General features: G+C 70.4%; 14 protein-coding genes. 6 read left to right on the top strand and 8 right to left on the bottom strand.

Annotated elements, in window-relative coordinates; all coding sequences use genetic code 11:
* Positions 1-48: 48 nt before the first annotated feature.
* Positions 49-207: a hypothetical protein gene (locus DEJ35_RS17345; RefSeq protein ID WP_181420130.1), complete on the top strand. Its 159-nt coding sequence runs from the start codon at positions 49-51 to the stop codon at positions 205-207.
* Positions 208-487: 280 nt separating this feature from the next.
* On the opposite strand, the gene DEJ35_RS12375 is transcribed toward DEJ35_RS17345, so the two are convergent.
* The 8 genes from DEJ35_RS12375 to DEJ35_RS12335 form a co-directional block, all read right to left on the bottom strand.
* Positions 488-1,852 (bottom strand): NAD-dependent succinate-semialdehyde dehydrogenase, encoded by a 1,365-nt coding sequence (locus DEJ35_RS12375; RefSeq protein ID WP_111192831.1) that lies wholly within the window; start codon positions 1,850-1,852, stop codon positions 488-490.
* A gap of 21 nt (positions 1,853-1,873) precedes the next feature.
* Positions 1,874-3,286, bottom strand: a complete 1,413-nt coding sequence (locus DEJ35_RS12370; RefSeq protein WP_111090807.1) for an APC family permease — start codon at positions 3,284-3,286, stop codon at positions 1,874-1,876.
* Positions 3,287-3,385: 99 nt separating this feature from the next.
* Entirely contained in the window at positions 3,386-4,429 is a 1,044-nt protein-coding gene (locus tag DEJ35_RS12365; RefSeq protein WP_111192830.1) for an agmatine/peptidylarginine deiminase, read from the bottom strand.
* Complete coding sequence (locus tag DEJ35_RS12360) at positions 4,426-5,460, bottom strand: nitrilase-related carbon-nitrogen hydrolase (protein ID WP_111192829.1); 1,035 nt, start codon at positions 5,458-5,460, stop codon at positions 4,426-4,428. The genes DEJ35_RS12365 and DEJ35_RS12360 overlap by 4 nt, the downstream gene beginning before the upstream one ends.
* Before the next feature lie 710 nt (positions 5,461-6,170).
* Complete coding sequence (locus tag DEJ35_RS12350) at positions 6,171-7,514, bottom strand: NAD(P)/FAD-dependent oxidoreductase (protein WP_111192828.1); 1,344 nt, start codon at positions 7,512-7,514, stop codon at positions 6,171-6,173.
* Entirely contained in the window at positions 7,514-8,878 is a 1,365-nt protein-coding gene (locus tag DEJ35_RS12345; protein ID WP_111192827.1) for an FAD-binding oxidoreductase, read from the bottom strand. Before DEJ35_RS12345 ends, DEJ35_RS12350 begins: the two co-directional genes overlap by 1 nt.
* Positions 8,879-8,880: 2 nt before the next feature.
* A complete protein-coding gene (locus DEJ35_RS12340) occupies positions 8,881-10,308 on the bottom strand; it encodes an aspartate aminotransferase family protein (RefSeq protein ID WP_111123756.1) in 1,428 nt (475 codons plus the stop codon).
* Complete coding sequence (locus DEJ35_RS12335; RefSeq protein WP_375342441.1) at positions 10,305-10,787, bottom strand: Lrp/AsnC family transcriptional regulator; 483 nt, start codon at positions 10,785-10,787, stop codon at positions 10,305-10,307. Before DEJ35_RS12335 ends, DEJ35_RS12340 begins: the two co-directional genes overlap by 4 nt.
* 133 nt (positions 10,788-10,920) lie before the next feature.
* Here DEJ35_RS12335 and DEJ35_RS12330 point away from each other — a divergent pair, with 133 nt between their 5' ends.
* Genes DEJ35_RS12330 through DEJ35_RS12310 form a run of 5 tightly spaced genes read left to right on the top strand, consistent with a single transcriptional unit; the run spans position 10,921 to position 16,617 of the window.
* A complete protein-coding gene (locus tag DEJ35_RS12330) occupies positions 10,921-12,375 on the top strand; it encodes an aminobutyraldehyde dehydrogenase (protein ID WP_111192826.1) in 1,455 nt (484 codons plus the stop codon).
* Positions 12,376-12,405: 30 nt separating this feature from the next.
* Entirely contained in the window at positions 12,406-13,587 is a 1,182-nt protein-coding gene (locus tag DEJ35_RS12325) for an ABC transporter ATP-binding protein (RefSeq protein ID WP_375342440.1), read from the top strand.
* Positions 13,584-14,804, top strand: a complete 1,221-nt coding sequence (locus DEJ35_RS12320) for a PotD/PotF family extracellular solute-binding protein (protein ID WP_220036895.1) — start codon at positions 13,584-13,586, stop codon at positions 14,802-14,804. Before DEJ35_RS12325 ends, DEJ35_RS12320 begins: the two co-directional genes overlap by 4 nt.
* Positions 14,801-15,742, top strand: a complete 942-nt coding sequence (locus tag DEJ35_RS12315; protein ID WP_111192825.1) for an ABC transporter permease — start codon at positions 14,801-14,803, stop codon at positions 15,740-15,742. Before DEJ35_RS12320 ends, DEJ35_RS12315 begins: the two co-directional genes overlap by 4 nt.
* A complete protein-coding gene (locus DEJ35_RS12310; protein WP_110861945.1) occupies positions 15,739-16,617 on the top strand; it encodes an ABC transporter permease in 879 nt (292 codons plus the stop codon). Before DEJ35_RS12315 ends, DEJ35_RS12310 begins: the two co-directional genes overlap by 4 nt.

The raw sequence follows: 16,617 nt of genomic DNA, 5'->3' as shown, positions 1-16,617 counted from the left end.
GCATCCAGCCGCTGACGTGTCCAGGTGTTGACGCGTACCGTCCGGGCCATGAGTGACGCAGCGAACGGGTCCAGCGACCCCACGAAGGACCAGGAGCAGTACACCGAGGACCTGCCGGACGGGTCGCCCACGGGCGACGCGACGGAGGACCCCGCGCAGGACAGCGACACGGACTCCGGCGGCGAGCCCGCCGACCCGCAGCAGTAGCGGCGGCGGTCGCGCGGCAGCGCTGTGGCGTGGCGGCGTGAGACGCCGGCGTGTTCGCTCGACGCCTCCATGCCATCGAGACGCCGCCGGATCCGGCGGCGTCTCGCGCGTTCCGCGGCGTCGAAGCGTGACGACGGCGTCTTCCGGTGGCGAGGCGGGAGCGGCGACGGACGGACGGACGGGAGGCAACACACCGGCGTCTTGGTCAGGCGCCGTCACATCATCGAGACGCCGCCTGATTCGGCGGCGTCTCGCGAAGACGCCGGCGTCTTCGCGTCGGTCAGCCGATGCGGATCAGCTTCTTGTTCACGAACTCGTCGGCCCCCAGGGGGCCGAGCTCACGGCCGAAGCCACTGCCCTTGACGCCACCGAACGGCAGCTCCGGGCTGTCCGCGCCGACGATGTTCACGTAGACCATGCCGGCCTCGATCCGGTCGGCGACCCGGAGTGCCTGGTCGGCGTCGGTGGTGAACAGGTACGAACCGAGGCCGTACGGGGTGTCGTTGGCCAGGGTGATCGCCTCGTCCTCGTCGGCGACGCGGTACACGGCGGCGACGGGACCGAAGAACTCCTCGCGGTAGGCGTCGTTGTCCGGCGTGACGTCGGTCAGGATCGTCGGCAGGAAGGCGTTGCCCTGGCGATCGCCGCCCGTCACGACGGTCGCACCCTGCTCGACCGCGGCGGCGAGCTGCTCCTGCAGCCGGTCGGCCGCGGCCGGGGACGACAACGGGCCGAGTTCGGCACCGGGCACGCTCGGATCCGTCGGTTCGACCGCCGACATCGCCGCGGTGAACTTCGACAGGAAGTCGTCGTACAAGCCGTCGACCACCAGGAACCGCTTCGGGGCGTTGCAGACCTGGCCGTTGCCCTCGAGCCGAGTGGTGACGGCGGACTCGACGACGGCGTCCAGGTCGTCGGTAGACAGCACGATGAAGGGGTCGGAGCCGCCGAGTTCGAGCACCACCTTCGTCAGGTTCCGGCCGGCGATCTCGGCGACCGCGGCACCGGCGCGCGCCGAACCCGTGAGCGAGACGCCCTGCACGCGCGGGTCGGCGATGACGTCGGCGACCTGGTCGTTCGTCGCGAACACGTTCGTGTAGGCACCGGCCGGGAAGCCAGCGTCCTGGAAGATCCGCTCGATGGCCAGCGCGGACTCCGGGCACTGCGGTGCGTGCTTCAGCAGGACGGTGTTGCCGATGACCAGGTTCGGTCCGGCGAACCGGGCGATCTGGTAGGCGGGGAAGTTCCACGGCATGATGCCGAGCACGACGCCGATGGAGGCCTTGCGGATGAACGCGGACCCCTCGGACCCGTCCGCCAGGGTGATCGGCTGGTCGGCCAGGAACGCCTCGGCGTGGTCCGCGTAGTAGTCGTAGATGTCGGCGCAGAAGTCGACCTCGCCCTCGGCCTGGTCGATCGGCTTCGCCATCTCGCGCACGATCGTGGCGGCGAGCTCGGCGTGCCGCTCCCGGTACAGGTCCGCGACCCGGTGGAGCAGGGCTGCACGGTCGGCGACCGTCGTCGTCCGCGACCACTCGGTGTGCGTGCGGTCGGCGGCTGCGACGGCGTCGTGCAGCTCGGCGTCCGTGATGGTCGGGTAGGTCTCGAGGGTCGTGCCCGTGGAGGGGTCGGTGACGGCGTACATGGCGTCCTCTCGTGGTGGCGGTCAGGCCTGGTCGGTCAGCTGCTTGTTCACACCGGTGACGGGCTGGTTCTCGTCGAAGCCCTTCGGTGCGACCCGGAAGCCCTTCGTGATGACGAGCAGGTAGACGAACCCGATCGCCGCCCACACTCCTCCTGCGATCAGGGCGTCGGCATGGAGCTGCGACCAGAGCACCCCGGTCAGGAGCATCGCGACCCCCGGCAGCACGATGTAGCGCCAGCGGTCGCCCGCCGTGTGACGACGTCCGTTCCGGACCGCGAAGTGCACGATCACGGTGGCGTTGACGAAGGTGAACGCGATGAGGGCGCCGAAGTTGATGTAGGCCGCGATCGTGTCGAGCGAGAAACTCATCGCGAGCAGGGTGACCGCGCCGACGAAGACGACGTTGAACACCGGGGTGTGCGTGCGGGGGTGCACGTAGCCGAAGACCCGCTTCGGCAGCACGTTGTTCCGCCCCATCACCATGAGCATGCGGGCGACGCTGGCGTGCGAGGCGAGACCCGAGGCGAGCGCGGCGACGAAGCCGGCCGACACGAGGACCGCCTGGAACACCGGGCCGCCGACGAGCAGGCCGATCTGGGGGAGCGGGTCGTCGGTGAACTCGCCGAAGGGTGCGTTGGTGGGGAAGCGGAGCTGGGCGAAGTAGGCGGAGACCAGGAAGATCGCGCCGCCGAGCAGGACGGTCAGCATGATCGCCTTCGGCATGATGCGGATCGACTTCGCCTCTTCCGTGTACATCGTCACGGCGTCGAAGCCGATGAACGAGAAGCACACCACCGTCGCCCCGGTGAGCAGCGCCGACATCGTCACGCCGTCGTGCACGAAGGGTTCGGCGCTGACGATCGTGCCCGCACCAGCGCCCTGGGAGAGCTCGATGACGGTGAAGACCACGAACGCGATCATCGCCAGGACCGCACCGACGAGCAGCACCATGTTGAGGTTCGACGTGCCGCGCATCGACAGGCAGATCACCGTCGTCACGAAGACCGAGTAGACGACGACGGTCACCCACGGCGGCAGCCCCGGGAACACCTGCTCCAGGTAGAGACGGATGATCAGGGCGTTCACCATCGGCAGCAGCAGGTAGTCGAGCAGCGACGTCCAGCCGACCATGAAGCCGAGGTTCGGGTGCATCGACTCCCGGACGTACGTGTACGCCGAACCGGCGGCGGGGTAGACGCGCACCATCTTCCCGTAGCTGATCGCGGTGAGCGCCATGATGACCAGGGCGATGAGGTACGCGCTCGGCACCGCCCCGTCGGTCTGCTCGGAGACGATGCCGAAGGTGTCGAACACGACCGTCGGGGTCATGTAGCCGAGACCGAGTCCGACGATCGCCCAGAGCCCGAGGCTCCGCTTCAGCGACCCGCCGCGCACCGGTGCTGCCGGCGCGGTGACCGCGATCGGTGATGCCATGTGACTTCCCTGCTCTTCGGGGCCGGGCAGCGTCGCCCGATCAGTTCGGAGCACCATACCGACGGGTCGGCAGTGGGCGGACCGGCCGCGGTGTACAGGTCATCGGCACCCGCTGTACACCGCGGCAGTGGCTCGGGCCGCCGGTTGCTGCTGCGTGATGCAGTGCAGCCCACCACCCCGCGCGAAGACCTCGCGGGCGTCGATCGAGCGGATGCGTCGGCCCGGGTACGCCTCGGCGAGGATGCCCCTGGCGCGGTCGTCAGCGACCGGGTCGCCGAACGCGCAGGCGATCACGGCGTCGTTCACCACGACGTGGTTCACGTAGTTCCAGTCCACCGGTCCACCGTCGTCGGACAGCGTCGACGGAGCCGGCAGCTCGATGATCGTCGCGTCGGTCGCCCGCTCGAGCGCTCGCCGGATCTGGGGCATGACCAGGTGGTCCGGGTGGCCGGCATCCGGCTGGGCGTGCAGCAGGACCGTGCCCGGGTCGGCGAAGGTCGCCACCATGTCGACGTGGCCCCGGGTGCCGAGGCCGTCGTAGTCCCGCGTCAGACCGCGTGGCAGCCAGACGACCCGCGTGGCGCCGATCGTGCGCACCAGCTCCAGCTCGACGCGCTCCTGGTCGGCGTACGGGTTCCGGCGCGGGTCGAGCTGCACCGTCTCCGTCACGAGCACGGTGCCGGCGCCGTCGACGTGGATCGCCCCGCCCTCGTTGACGAGCAACGACGGGATCCGCGTGGCTCCCGCAGCACGGGCGACGGTCGCGGCGACCTCGGCGTCACGCGTCCAGGTCGACCACGGGTTCGCACCCCAGCCGTTGAACACCCAGTCGACTGCGCCGAGTCGCCCGGAGTCGTCGTCGACGACGAACGTCGGACCGATGTCGCGCATCCAGAAGTCGTCGAGAGGCGTCTCGAGCACGTCCACGCCGGACGACAGCAGGCGACCGGCATCCGCGCGTGCGACCGGGTCCACGACGACCGTCACCGGCTGGTGCTCGCTGATCGTGTTGGCCGTGGTCGCCCAGGCCAGGCGCGCGGCCTCGGCGCTCGCCGCGTCGTCGCCGAGCGTCAGGCCGGGGCGTGGGAACGCCATCCAGGTGCGTTCCTGCGGAGCCGTCTCGGGAGGCATCAACCACGTCATGCGCGCGCCCCGCGCCGGGCGGTGGCCGGTTCCACGGCCAGGGCCGCGTCGATCGCTTCGCGTGCGCCGTACGCGTGGCGTTCCTCGTCGACGGGGTCGACGAGTCCGGCGTACAGGTCGGGGCGCCGGGTCAGGTAGAAGGGGAACAGCCGGAGCCACTCCGTCCGGGCGTCGAGGTCGAGGTCGGCGACGAGCACCACGCTCGTGTCACGGGGAGCCTCGACGAGCACGCGGCCGAACGGGTCCGAGATGAAGGACGAGCCGTAGAACGTGATGTCGCCCTCGTCGCCCCACCGGTTCGGCACGACCATGAACTGCCCGGCGGTGATGCCGTTCGCCACGATCACCCGCTGCCAGATCGGCGCGGTGTCGAAGTCGGGGAACGTCGGTTCGGAGCCGATCGCCGTCGGGTACACGAGCACCTCGGACCCGGCGAGCCCGTAGGCGCGGGCGACCTCGGGGAACCACTCGTCCCAGCACGTCGGCAGCCCGACCCGGGCGCCGAGGCCGGCCGGTTCGTGGACGGGGAACGGGTCGGCGTCGGCGCCGGGGCGGAACCAGGTGTCCTCGTGGTAGCCGGCGCTGATCGGGATGTGGGTCTTCCGGGTCCGGCCGACCAGGGCGCCGTCGGGGGCGACGAGGACCGCCGTGTTGTACCCGCGCGGGTCGTTGGGATGGTCGTCGTCGTCCGGCTGCTCGTACAGGGAGGCGTGCACGAACACCCCGTGGTCGATCGCCTGGGCACGGGCGAAGGTGACGGTCGGGCCGTCCTGCAGCGACTCGGCGAGGTCCTTCGGGGTCCCGCTCGCCGGGGTGTCGCCCGGGTAGCGGCGCAGCGTCAGTTCGGGCAGGAACACCGCGGTGGCGCCGTTCGCTGCGGCGGTCGCGATGCCGTCGGCGAGCTGGGCCAGGTGCTCGTCCGGGTCGGGGAGCCACCGCACCTGCACGAGGGCGACGCGGAGGGACCGGCGGGGTGCGCCGGTGTCGGCGTGCAGCGGCGACGGGAGCGAGGGTGCGGTGACGACGTCCATGCGCCATTGTTGATCGTCCGATCAACTAGTGCAAGACCCCCGGTCGCATCACCGGATATCAGTATGCTGGTGCCTGGGTCTGCGTCATCGCCGGGACGTGGGCCCGGGCAGAGAAGAAGCCCACCACTGCAGCAACAGTGGTGGGCTTCGATTTGTCCTCCGAGTGGAGAACGAGGGACGCAAGGGGTCCCGAGCATCAAACTCGGACCAGTGTAGCCCGCTCCTCGAGCGAGCTGCATCCCTCGGCCTGCACTTCTCGTGTCCGCCGGCGCTGACACGAAGGTGGTCCGATGTCGAACGACACCGAACCGCGTCACGGCCGTCGAGTGCCGTGGTTGGGGATCGCGAGCTTGCTCGTGACCGTGGCCCGGCTCCTGCTCGAGCTGTGGCGCAAGGGCTGAGCCCCAGGGCACCCCGCGCATCTCGCGCGGGGTGCCCGTCGGGTCGTGTCGGGAGGGTCAGCTGATGATGTTGACCGCGCGCGAAGACGCCGCGGGTTGAAGACGATGAGCGGGGCGAGCAGCAGGACGCCCAGGACGGGCACCACCCACGACGGGAAGAACAGCACCTCGTCGGGCAGGAACAGGCTCAGCGCCAGGTTCACCAGGACCGCGACGGCGACCGGGGCCCGGTGTTCGTGTCTCGGTCGGGTCCTCGTCGGGGTCAGGGAGCGAGTGTCGCACGGGCCGACACCCTCGGGGGTGTGGCGCTCAGGGCGTGGACAGCGGGTCGGCGAGCGAGAGCGGCGCGACCTCGGTGCCGAGCAACCGCCCGGCTGCCCGCAGCCCGGACAGCAGCGCACCGTGCACCGTCGCCGGGTCGTCGCTCCAGGTGGCCTCGCCGGCGAGCTGCACCCGGCCGGACGGGGTGCCGAGCAGGTCGTGGTCATCGGGTGATGCCCCGACGTGCAGGTACGAGTACGAGCCCCGCGAGAACGGGTCCTCGGCCCACCGGGTGATCCGGAACGCCTCGGGCCGGGGGACGGACGCGCCGAACATCTTCCGCAGCGCCGCCACCCCCTCGTCGACGACCACGGCGTCCGGCAGGGTCTCGAGCCGACGGGCTCCGGCACCACCGACCAGGGCGGCGAGCACCGGCGCACCGGTCACCCGGGACATGTCGTACCAGGAGTGCCAGTCGACCCCGGCGGACCCCTGCTGCCGGACCACCCACGAGTCGCCCCAGAACCGTGAGGGGAACCGCAGGAACACCTTGTCGTAGGCGCCCATCCCGAGTCGGCCGAGCGCTCCGGTCACCGGTGCGGACAGGGGCGGGGTGAAGACCACGTCGCCGGCCCGCAGCACCCCGAGCGGCACCGTGACGACGACCTGCCGGGCGGCCACGGTGGTGCCGTCGGCGAGCCCCACGGTCACCGAGTCGCCGGCCTGGGTCACCGACCGAACGACCGACGACAGTCGCACGTCGAGACCCTCGGCCAGCGCGCGGGCGTACTGGGCGTAGCCGCCGGGGAACACCACCTCGTCACCGGGGACGTGCTCCTCGTCGAGGCCGTGCGCGTCGAGGACGGTCACGGGGGCACCGCAGAGGTCCTCGGAGCGGTGGGCCGTGTACTCGCGGATCCGTGCGGCCCGGTCGCCCTGCCACCGCAGCGACCGCAGCACGGTGTCGACGGCGGCCGCGTAGGTCGAGGGCGGTGGAGCATGCGCGACGACGGCGTCGAGGGCCGCGTCGACGGTGTGCAGGTCCGTGACGAACGCCGACGTGTCCTCGGCGGAGAGTGCAGCGCCGGACGGGTCGTGCCAGGCGATCGGTCGGCCGTCGAACTGGAAGCTGCCGACCGTGAACTCCACGGTGTCGAAGCCGAACGCCGACGCCAGGGCCCAGAGCGGGTTGCCGTCGACCCCGTGGATCCACGAGGCGCCGAGGTCGACCGGAACCCCGAGCGACGAGTCGGTCCAGGTGCGTCCGCCGATCCGGTCGCGGGCCTCGAGCACGACGACCCGCTGCCCGCCGAGTGCGAGCGCCCGGGCGGCGGCGAGCCCGGCGACCCCCGCTCCGACGACCACGACGTCGGCGTCGAGACCAGCAGCCATCAGTGTCCTCCGGTCAGCGGTGCCATGAGCCGGGCCGCCAGACTCGGCCGCCCGGTCAGCGCCTCTTCGCGGTCGGCCAGGTCGGTCGCGACGAGTCCCGCGTTCGCCCCGAGGAACCGCAGCGGCTCGGGCTCCCAGTCGGGCGATCGGTGGTTCACCCACGGCAGTGCGGTCAGTGCCGTCGACTCCCCGCGCACGAGGTCGGCGATGGTCCGTCCGGCCAGGTTCGTCGTCGACAGGCCGTCACCGACGTACCCGCCGGCGCTGCCGACGTGGCCGTCCCAGGTCACCGAGGCGCACCAGTCGCGCGGGACCCCGAGCGGTCCGCCCCACGTGTGGGTGACCGGGGCGTCCGCGACGACGGGGAACAGGTCGACCAGCGCCCTCCGCAGGTGCTCGAACACCCGCGGCACCCGGTCGTACCCGGGCGTGATCGCGGAACCCCAGTGGTACCGGGCTCCGCGGCCACCGAACGCCAACCGGTCGTCGGCCGTGCGCTGCCCGTACACGAGCAGGTGCCGGTAGTCGGAGAACGTCTGCCCGTGCTCGAGCCCGATGCGCTCCCACGCGGACGCCGGCAGCGGGGCCGTCGCGATCATCAGCGAGTACAGCGGCAGGATCCGCCGCTTCGTCTGCTCCAGCTGGGCGCCGTACCCCTCGACCGCGATCACCACGGCGCCCGCCGTGACGGTCCCGCGCGACGTGATCACACGCCCGCGATCCCAGGACGAGACGGGCGTGTGCTCCGCGATCCGGACGCCACGGGCCTCCAGGGCGGCGGCGAGGCCACGCACCAACGCGGCGGGCTGCACGCGCGCGCAGTCCGGGGTCCACGCGACACCCGCCGATCCGGCGGCGTCGCCCGCTCGAGCCGGTCGCCACGTCATGTCGTCGCCCCATGCCGCGGAGGACGCGACCTCGTCGTGGGCGGCGCGTTCCTGCACGGCGGAGCGTGCGTACAGGACGGTCCCGCCCTTCACGTAGTCGCAGTCGACCTCGGCTTCGGACGCGGCGCGGCCGACCTCGTCGACGGTGTCGCGCATGGCGGCCCGCAGCGCGAGCGCGGCGTCGCGCCCGTGCTCCTCGGCGATCGCGGAGGCGGACCGCGGGAACAGCGCCGAGCACCAGCCGCCGTTCCGACCGGACGCGCCGAAGCCGGCGATCTCGCGTTCGAGGACGACGATCTGGAGGCGCGGGTCGGCCCGGTGCAGGTACCACGCGGTCCAGAGACCCGTCAGTCCACCGCCCACGATCACGACGTCGGCCGTGGTGTCGCCGTCGAGCGGCGGCCGGGGCGTCAGGTCGTCGCGTCCGGTGGACGCGAGCTGGTCGAGCCAGAACGAGACGCCCCGGTAGCCGCCCACGGTCAGATCTTCGTCCAGGCCTCGGACAGGACGCTCCGCAGGATCGACGTCATCTCGCGGAACTCCGGCTGCCCGATCGTCAGCGGCGGTGCGAGCTGCACGACGGGATCACCGCGGTCGTCGGCCCGGCAGTACAGCCCCGCGTCGAACAGTGCCTTCGACAGGAACCCGCGCAGCAGCCGCTCGGACTCGTCGTCGTCGAAGGTCGTCTTGGTGGCCTTGTCCTTGACGAGCTCGATGCCGTAGAAGTAGCCGTCACCCCGGACGTCGCCGACGATCGGCAGGTCGAGCAGGGTGTCGAGCTCGGCGCGGAAGAGCGGGGCGTTCTGCTGCACGTTGGCGAGCAGTCCCTCTTCCTCGAAGATGTCGAGGTTCTCCATCGCGACGGCGGCCGACACCGGGTGCCCGCCGAACGTGTAGCCGTGGTAGAAGGTCGTGTCCCCCTTGGAGAACGGCTCGAACAGCCGGTCGCTGATGATCGTCGCGCCGATCGGGGAGTACCCGGAGGTCATGGCCTTGGCGCACGTGATCATGTCCGGCACGAAGCCGTAGGTGTCGCAGGCGAACATCGTGCCGATCCGGCCGAAGGCGCAGATGACCTCGTCCGAGACGAGCAGCACGTCGTACTCGTCGCAGATCTCGCGCACCCGCTGGAAGTACCCGGGCGGCGGGGTGAAGCAGCCGCCGGAGTTCTGCACCGGCTCGAGGAACACCGCGGCGACGGTGTCGGGGCCCTCGAACTCGATCATCTCGCGGATCCGTTCCGCCGCCCAGGAGCCGAACTGCTCCTCGGTACCCCCGGGGAAGCCCATCTCCTCGGCGCGGTACGAGTTCGTGTTCGGCACCCGGAAGCCACCAGGGGTGAGGGGCTCGAACATCTCCTTCATCGCCGGGATGCCGGTGATCGCCAGGGCGCCCTGCGGGGTGCCGTGGTACGCGACCGCGCGGGAGATCACCTTGTGCTTCATGGGCTTGCCCTGGAGCTTCCAGTAGTACTTCGCGAGCTTGAAGGCGGTCTCCACCGCCTCACCGCCACCCGTGGAGTAGAAGACCTTGTTGAGGTCACCGGGGGCGTGCTCGGCCAGCCGGTCGGCGAGCTCGATCGCCGCGGGGTGCGCGTACGACCAGATCGGGAAGAAGCTCAGCGTCTCCGCCTGCTTCGCGGCCATCTCGGCCAGGCGCTTCCGCCCGTGCCCGGCGGCGACGACGAACAGGCCGGACAGCCCGTCGATGTACTCCTTGCCGTGGCTGTCGTAGACGTGGTGGCCCTCGCCGCGCACCATGATCGGCACGTCGGCGCCGGCCTGGTTCGCGCCGTGCCGGGCGAAGTGCATCCACAGGTGGTCCCGGGACTTCCGCTGCAGGTCGGCGTCGTCGACCGGTGCGAACGGGTCGTAGGAGCCGAGGCGGGTGGGCTGTTCGATGGTCATCGCGTTCCCCAGTCGTAGAGCTGTTTGCGGAGTTGCAGGTAGACGAAGGTCTCGGTGCCGGCGACGCCCGAGATGGCCCGGATGGTGCCGTTGAGCAGTTCGATCAGGTCGTCGTCGTCCTCGCACACGACCTCGACCATCAGGTCGAAGCTGCCGGCGGTCATCACGAGGTAGTCGACCGCCGGCAGCTGTTCCAGGGCATCGGCGACGGTTCGGGTGTCGCCGCTGACCCGGATGCCGATCATCGCCTGCCGGTGGAAGCCGAGCTGCATCGGGTCGGTGACCGCGACGATCTGCATGACGCCGGTCTCGGTCAGCTTCTGCACGCGCTGCCGGACCGCCGCTTCACTGAGACCGACGGCCTTGCCGATCTCGCCGTACGGGCGGCGCCCGTCCGCCTGGAGTTGTTCGATGATCCGCTTCGAGGTGTCGTCGATGGGTCCCGGACGTCGTGGTGCTGCCGCCATGCCGGACAGCATGGCAGCGAGGTTCGGGGCGCGCAAGGGATTCCGTTGTGAACACCGTGTTTCGCGACGATTTCCGTTGTTACGGTTCTCCACAACCTCCGGATCCTTCTTCCGCGCCGCCGGAATCCGTGTCAGTATCACCGCCATGCTGGACGCACAGAGCACGGCGACGGCGGACACCGACACCCGGGTCCTGCGGAACTTCGTCGGGGGCGCCTCCGTCGAGTCGACCGCCGACACCACGTTCGACCTGGTCGACCCGACCGACGAGCACGTCTACGGCACGTCCCCGGTGTCCACCCCCGCCGACGTCGACGCCGCCTTCGGTGCGGCCGCGACCGCGTTCGAGACGTGGCGCCGCACCACCCCGGGGGAACGGCAGCTCGCCCTGTTCCGGATCGCCGACGCGATGGAGCAGCGGGCGTCGGAGTTCGCCGACCTCGAGTCGCTCGACACCGGGAAGCCTCGCGCCACCCTGGTCGAGGACGAGATCCTGCTGTCCGTCGACCAGATCCGCTTCTTCGCCGGGGCCGCCAGGAACCTCGAGGGTCGGAGCGCGGGCGAGTACCTGGCCGACCACACCTCGTTCGTCCGGCGCGAGCCCATCGGTGTCGTCGCCCAGGTCACCCCGTGGAACTACCCGCTCAACATGGCGGTGTGGAAGTTCGCGCCGGCGATCGCCGCGGGCAACACCGCCGTGCTCAAGCCGAGCGACACGACACCCCTGTCGACCCTGCTGCTCGCCGAGGTCGCCGCCGAGTTCCTGCCGCCGGGGGTCCTGAACGTCGTGGTGGGGGACCGCACCACCGGTGCCGCGATGGTCGACCACCCCACCCCGCAGCTCGTGTCCATCACCGGGTCCGTCCGCGCCGGCACCGAGGTCGCCCGCGCCGCCGCCGGTGACCTCAAGCGCACCCACCTGGAGCTCGGCGGCAAGGCACCCGTGATCGTGTTCGACGACGCCGACATCCCCTCGGCGGTGGCCGGGATCGTCGCCGCCGGGTTCTTCAACGCCGGACAGGACTGCACCGCCGCCACCCGGCTGCTCGTGCAACAGGGCATCCACGACGAGTTCGTCGCGGCGCTCGCCGAAGAAGCACGGCACAACGCAAGAACCGGATCAGACGGTTATTTCGGGCCCGTCAACAACGCGAACCAGCTCGCGCACGTGCGGTCGTTCCTGGACACGCTGCCGGACCACGCGACGATCGAGCTCGGCGGCGCACGACAGGGCGACCGCGGGTACTTCCACGAGGCCACGATCGTCGCCGGCCTGCGCCAGGACGACCGGGCCGTGCAGCAGGAGATCTTCGGCCCGGTGCAGACCGTGCAGCGGTTCTCGACGGAACAGCAGGCGCTGACGTGGGCGAACGGCGTCGAGTACGGCCTGGCCAGCTCGGTGTGGACGACCGACCACGCGCGTGCGATGCGCTTCGCCCGTGACCTGGACTCCGGTTGCGTGTGGATCAACACGCACATCCCGATCGTCGCCGAGATGCCGCACGGTGGGTTCAAGCACAGCGGGTACGGCAAGGACCTGTCCCAGTACGGCTTCGACGACTACACCCGCATCAAGCACGTCATGTCCTACATCGGCTGAGGCCGACCACCCCCTGGAGGCACCATGGCAATGACCGGAACGTTCGCCGAATCGGGAGCCGATCTCCGGCTCGACCAGATCACGAAGTCCTTCCCCGGCCACACCGCGGTGGACAGTCTCGACCTGACGGTGCCCGCCGGCTCGTTCTTCGCGTTGCTCGGCCCGTCGGGCTGCGGCAAGACGACGACCCTGCGGCTCGTCGCCGGGCTCGAGGAACCCACGAGCGGCACCATCACCATCGGCGGCCAGGACGTCACCGACACGAAGCCGTACCAGCGGCCCGTCAACACGGTGTTCCAGAACTACGCGCTGTTCCCGCACATGAGCGTGCTCGACAACGTCGCGTTCGGGCTGAAGCGGCGCCGGATCCCGGACCCGATGGCGAAGGCGAAGGAGGCGCTGCGGCTCGTCGAGCTCGAGGGGTCGGCGTCGAAGCGGCCCGCCCAGCTCTCCGGCGGCATGCAGCAGCGCGTCGCCCTGGCCCGCGCGATCGTGAACCGGCCGGCCCTGCTGCTGCTCGACGAGCCCCTCGGCGCCCTCGACCTGAAGCTCCGCCACCAGATGCAGCTCGAGCTGAAGACGATCCAGGCCGAGGTCGGACTCACGTTCCTGCACGTCACCCACGACCAGGAAGAGGCGATGACGATGGCCGACACGGTCGCCGTCATGAACGGCGGTCGGATCGAGCAGATGGGCAGCCCGCAGGACCTGTACGAGCTGCCGCGCACGGCGTTCGTCGCGAACTTCCTGGGCCAGTCGAACCTGCTCGAGGGCGAGGTCCGCGGCACCGACGCCGGCCTGCTCGTCGTCGCCACCGCGGCCGGGTCCATCGCCGTGCCGGCCGACCGGGCCGTCGCCACCACCGGTCGCGTCGTCGTGGGCGTCCGGCCCGAGAAGCTCAAGATCCGCACCGCCGAACCGACCCCCGAGGCCGGACGGAACATCCTCGGCCCAGGTCGGGTCGTGGACGTCTCGTTCTCCGGCGTCAGCACCCAGTACCTGGTCGACGTGCCGGGCGCCGGTCGCGTCTCGGTGTTCGCGCAGAACTCGAAGGGCGGGCCGCGGATCGCGACCGGCACCGAGGTCTGGCTCACGTGGGGCGTCGACCACGGTTTCGGCCTGGAGGCGCACCCCGCGTCCGACGCGACCGTCACCACCCAGGACGACCCGGGCCTCCAGGCCGTCCCCGCCACGGCAGGATCGCTCGCGTGACCGGCACGGTGCCCGGTCCGGACCTGCTGCGCGGGCTGACGTCGGCCCGCGTGAGCCGACGCGGCCTGCTGGCCGGCGGCGGGGCCGCCGCGCTGGCCGCCCTGCTCACCGGCTGCAGCATCAAGGGCTCCGCCGCCGCCGGCGCCGAGGACACCGTCGACTGGGCGGCGTTCTGGAAGGACACGAAGGCGACCGGCACCCTGAACTTCGCGAACTGGCCGCTGTACATCGACTCCGACCACGGCAAGTCCGAGTCGCTGGCGCTGTTCGAGCAGGAGACCGGCATCGCGGTCGACTACCAGGCGGTGATCCAGGACAACGCGACCTTCTACGCGACCGTCTCCCCGATCCTGCGGGCACACGGTGCGACCGGCTACGACCTCGTCGTCATGACGAACGGGTTCGAGCTGACCCAGATGATCAAGAACGGGTTCGTGTGCGAGCTCGACCACTCGCGGCTGCCGAACTTCGCCGCGAACGCCTCGGACTCCGTCAAGGACCCCATCTACGACCCGGGCAACAAGCACTCCGTCGTCTGGCAGACCGGGTTCACCGGGCTCGCCTACAACCCGAAGTACACCGGGCGGAAGATCACCTCGCTCAAGGACCTGCAGGACCCGGCCTTCAGGGGCCGCATCGGGCTGATGAGCGACAACACCGAACTCGGGTCGCTCGGACTGCTCGCGCTCGGCATCGACCCGGAGACCTCGACGCCCGCCGACTGGCGGAAGGCCCAGGCCTGGCTGCGCGAACTGCGGCCGAGCGTCACCGGCTTCTACGACCAGAGCTACATCAACCGGTTGGAGAACGGCGACACCTGGATCACCCAGGCGTGGTCGGGCGACGTGTTCCAGGCGCAGCAGTCCGGGTTCCCCGACCTGGAGTTCGTCACGCCGGAAGAGGGGCAGATGACCTGGCACGACAACATGCTCATCCCACGGCAGGCCGCGAACCCGGTGTCGGCGCTCGAGTGGATGAACTTCTACTACACGCCGAAGGTCGCCGGGATCGTCGAGGACTGGGTCAACTACGTCTGCCCGGTACCCGCGGCCGAGGACTACGTGCGGGACGAACTCGACGACGCCACCGTGGCGGACAGCCCGCTCGTGTTCCCCTCTGAGGACGTGCTGGAGCAGTCGCACGAGTTCCGGGTGTTCGAGAACTACGACGAGTACTCGGAGTGGAACGGCATCTTCAACGCGGTGGTGCAGTCGTGAGCGCGGTCGGGGTGGCGCCGGGGCTCGCTCCCGGTGGTCCCGGTGGGTCCGCCGGCCCCGCGCCGGTGCGGCGGGGACGCCGTCGGAGCACGCCGTTCTTCCTGGCGCTCGTCGGCACCGCGTACCTCTGCGTGTTCTTCGTCATCCCGCTGGTGTCCGGGCTGATCGTCTCGCTCATGACCGGCAACCCGGACGACGGCTACACGTTCACCTGGAACTTCGGGATCTACGGCTCGCTGTTCGTCGACCCGCAGGTGCCCTACCTGACGTTCCTGCTCCGGTCGCTCTGGTACGGCGCCGCCGCCACGATCGCCTGCATCGTCGTCGGGTACCCGGTGGCGTACTTCATCGCGTTCCGGGTGTCACCGCGGCGGAAGAACCCGCTGCTCATGCTCGTCTTCATCAGCTTCCTGGTGTCGTTCATCATCCGCACCGACATGTGGGCGTTCGTGCTCGCGTCGCAGGGGCCGGTCGTCACCTTCTTGCAGGGGATCGGGCTCGCCGGCAAGGACTTCCACATCCTCGGCACCGGGGGCGCGGTGATCTTCGGCGACGCCTACAACGACCTGGCCTTCATGGTGCTGCCGATCTACGCCGCGCTCGAGCGCATCGACCCCCGGCTCGGCGAGGCCGCGAACGACCTGTACGCCGGCAAGTTCCGGGCGTTCTGGCACACCACGCTGCCGCTGTCCCGCTCGGGCATCTTCGCCGGGGTGCTGCTCGTCTTCATCGACAGCGTCGGTGACCCGGTGAACTCCGCCCTGCTCGGCGGCACGAACACGTACACGATCGGTCAGGCGATCCAGGACGCCTACTCCGGCAACCAGCAGTACAACGTCGCCGCAGCCCTGTCGACCGTGCTCATGGTCGTGCTCGGCATCATCCTGTTCATCTACGCCCGCGTCTCCGGCACCGACGACCTCGAGGACCTCGTATGACCGCCGTCGCACCGTCCCGTTCCGCCGCCGCTCCGGCCTCGCCCGTGACCGGTTCCGTCGCCGGCCGTCCGCGTCGTCACGGGGTGAACCGTCGTGGGCCCTGGCTCGCCATCGTGTACTGGGTGACGATCGCGATCACCCTCGTGCCGATCGTCTACATGATCGTGTACTCGTTCAACGACGCCCCCACCAACCGGCTGTCGTTCGCCTGGAACGGTTTCACGACCTACTGGTACGCGAACCTGGTGAACGTGTCCGGGCTCGGGGCGGCGTTCGTCACCTCGGTGCTCGTCGCGTTCCTCGCCGCGATCATCTCCGTCGCGATCGGGCTGCCCCTCGCGCTGGCGCTGGAGCGGTACCGGTTCCCGGGTCGCGGTGCCGTGAACACTGTCGTGTTCGCCGACATCGCGGCCCCCTCGATCGTCGTCGGTTCCGCGTCGCTCTCCTTCTTCCTGTCGGTGGGGCTCGGCACCGGGTTCCTGACCGTGCTCATCACGCACGTGGCGTTCGACGTCGCCTACGTCGTCGTCGTGCTGCGGGCCCGGATCGCGGGCACCTCGCGCGCACTCGAGGAGGCCGCGGGTGACCTCGGGGCGACGCCGTTCCAGGCGTTCCGGCTCGTCACCCTGCCGCTGTTGGCGCCGGGCATGCTCGCCGCGGGGCTGCTCGCGCTCGCGATGTCGATCGACGACTACGTGATCACCTCGTTCGTCGCCGGGCCCGCGGTCACCTTCCCACTGTTCGTCTACGGGGCTGCGAAGGCCGGGATGCCGCCGCAGGTGCTGTGCTTCGGGACGCTCGTGTTCGCGGTGGGGTTGCTCGTCGCGCTGCTGAACGGGGCGCTGAACCGGCGGTTGGCGCGGACGCGGGGGTAG

This window comes from Curtobacterium sp. MCPF17_051, from assembly GCF_003234595.1.
GTDB lineage: Bacteria > Actinomycetota > Actinomycetes > Actinomycetales > Microbacteriaceae > Curtobacterium > Curtobacterium flaccumfaciens.
The sequence above is the reverse complement of the archived record's forward strand: the minus strand, read 5'-3'. Positions and strand labels throughout refer to the sequence as shown.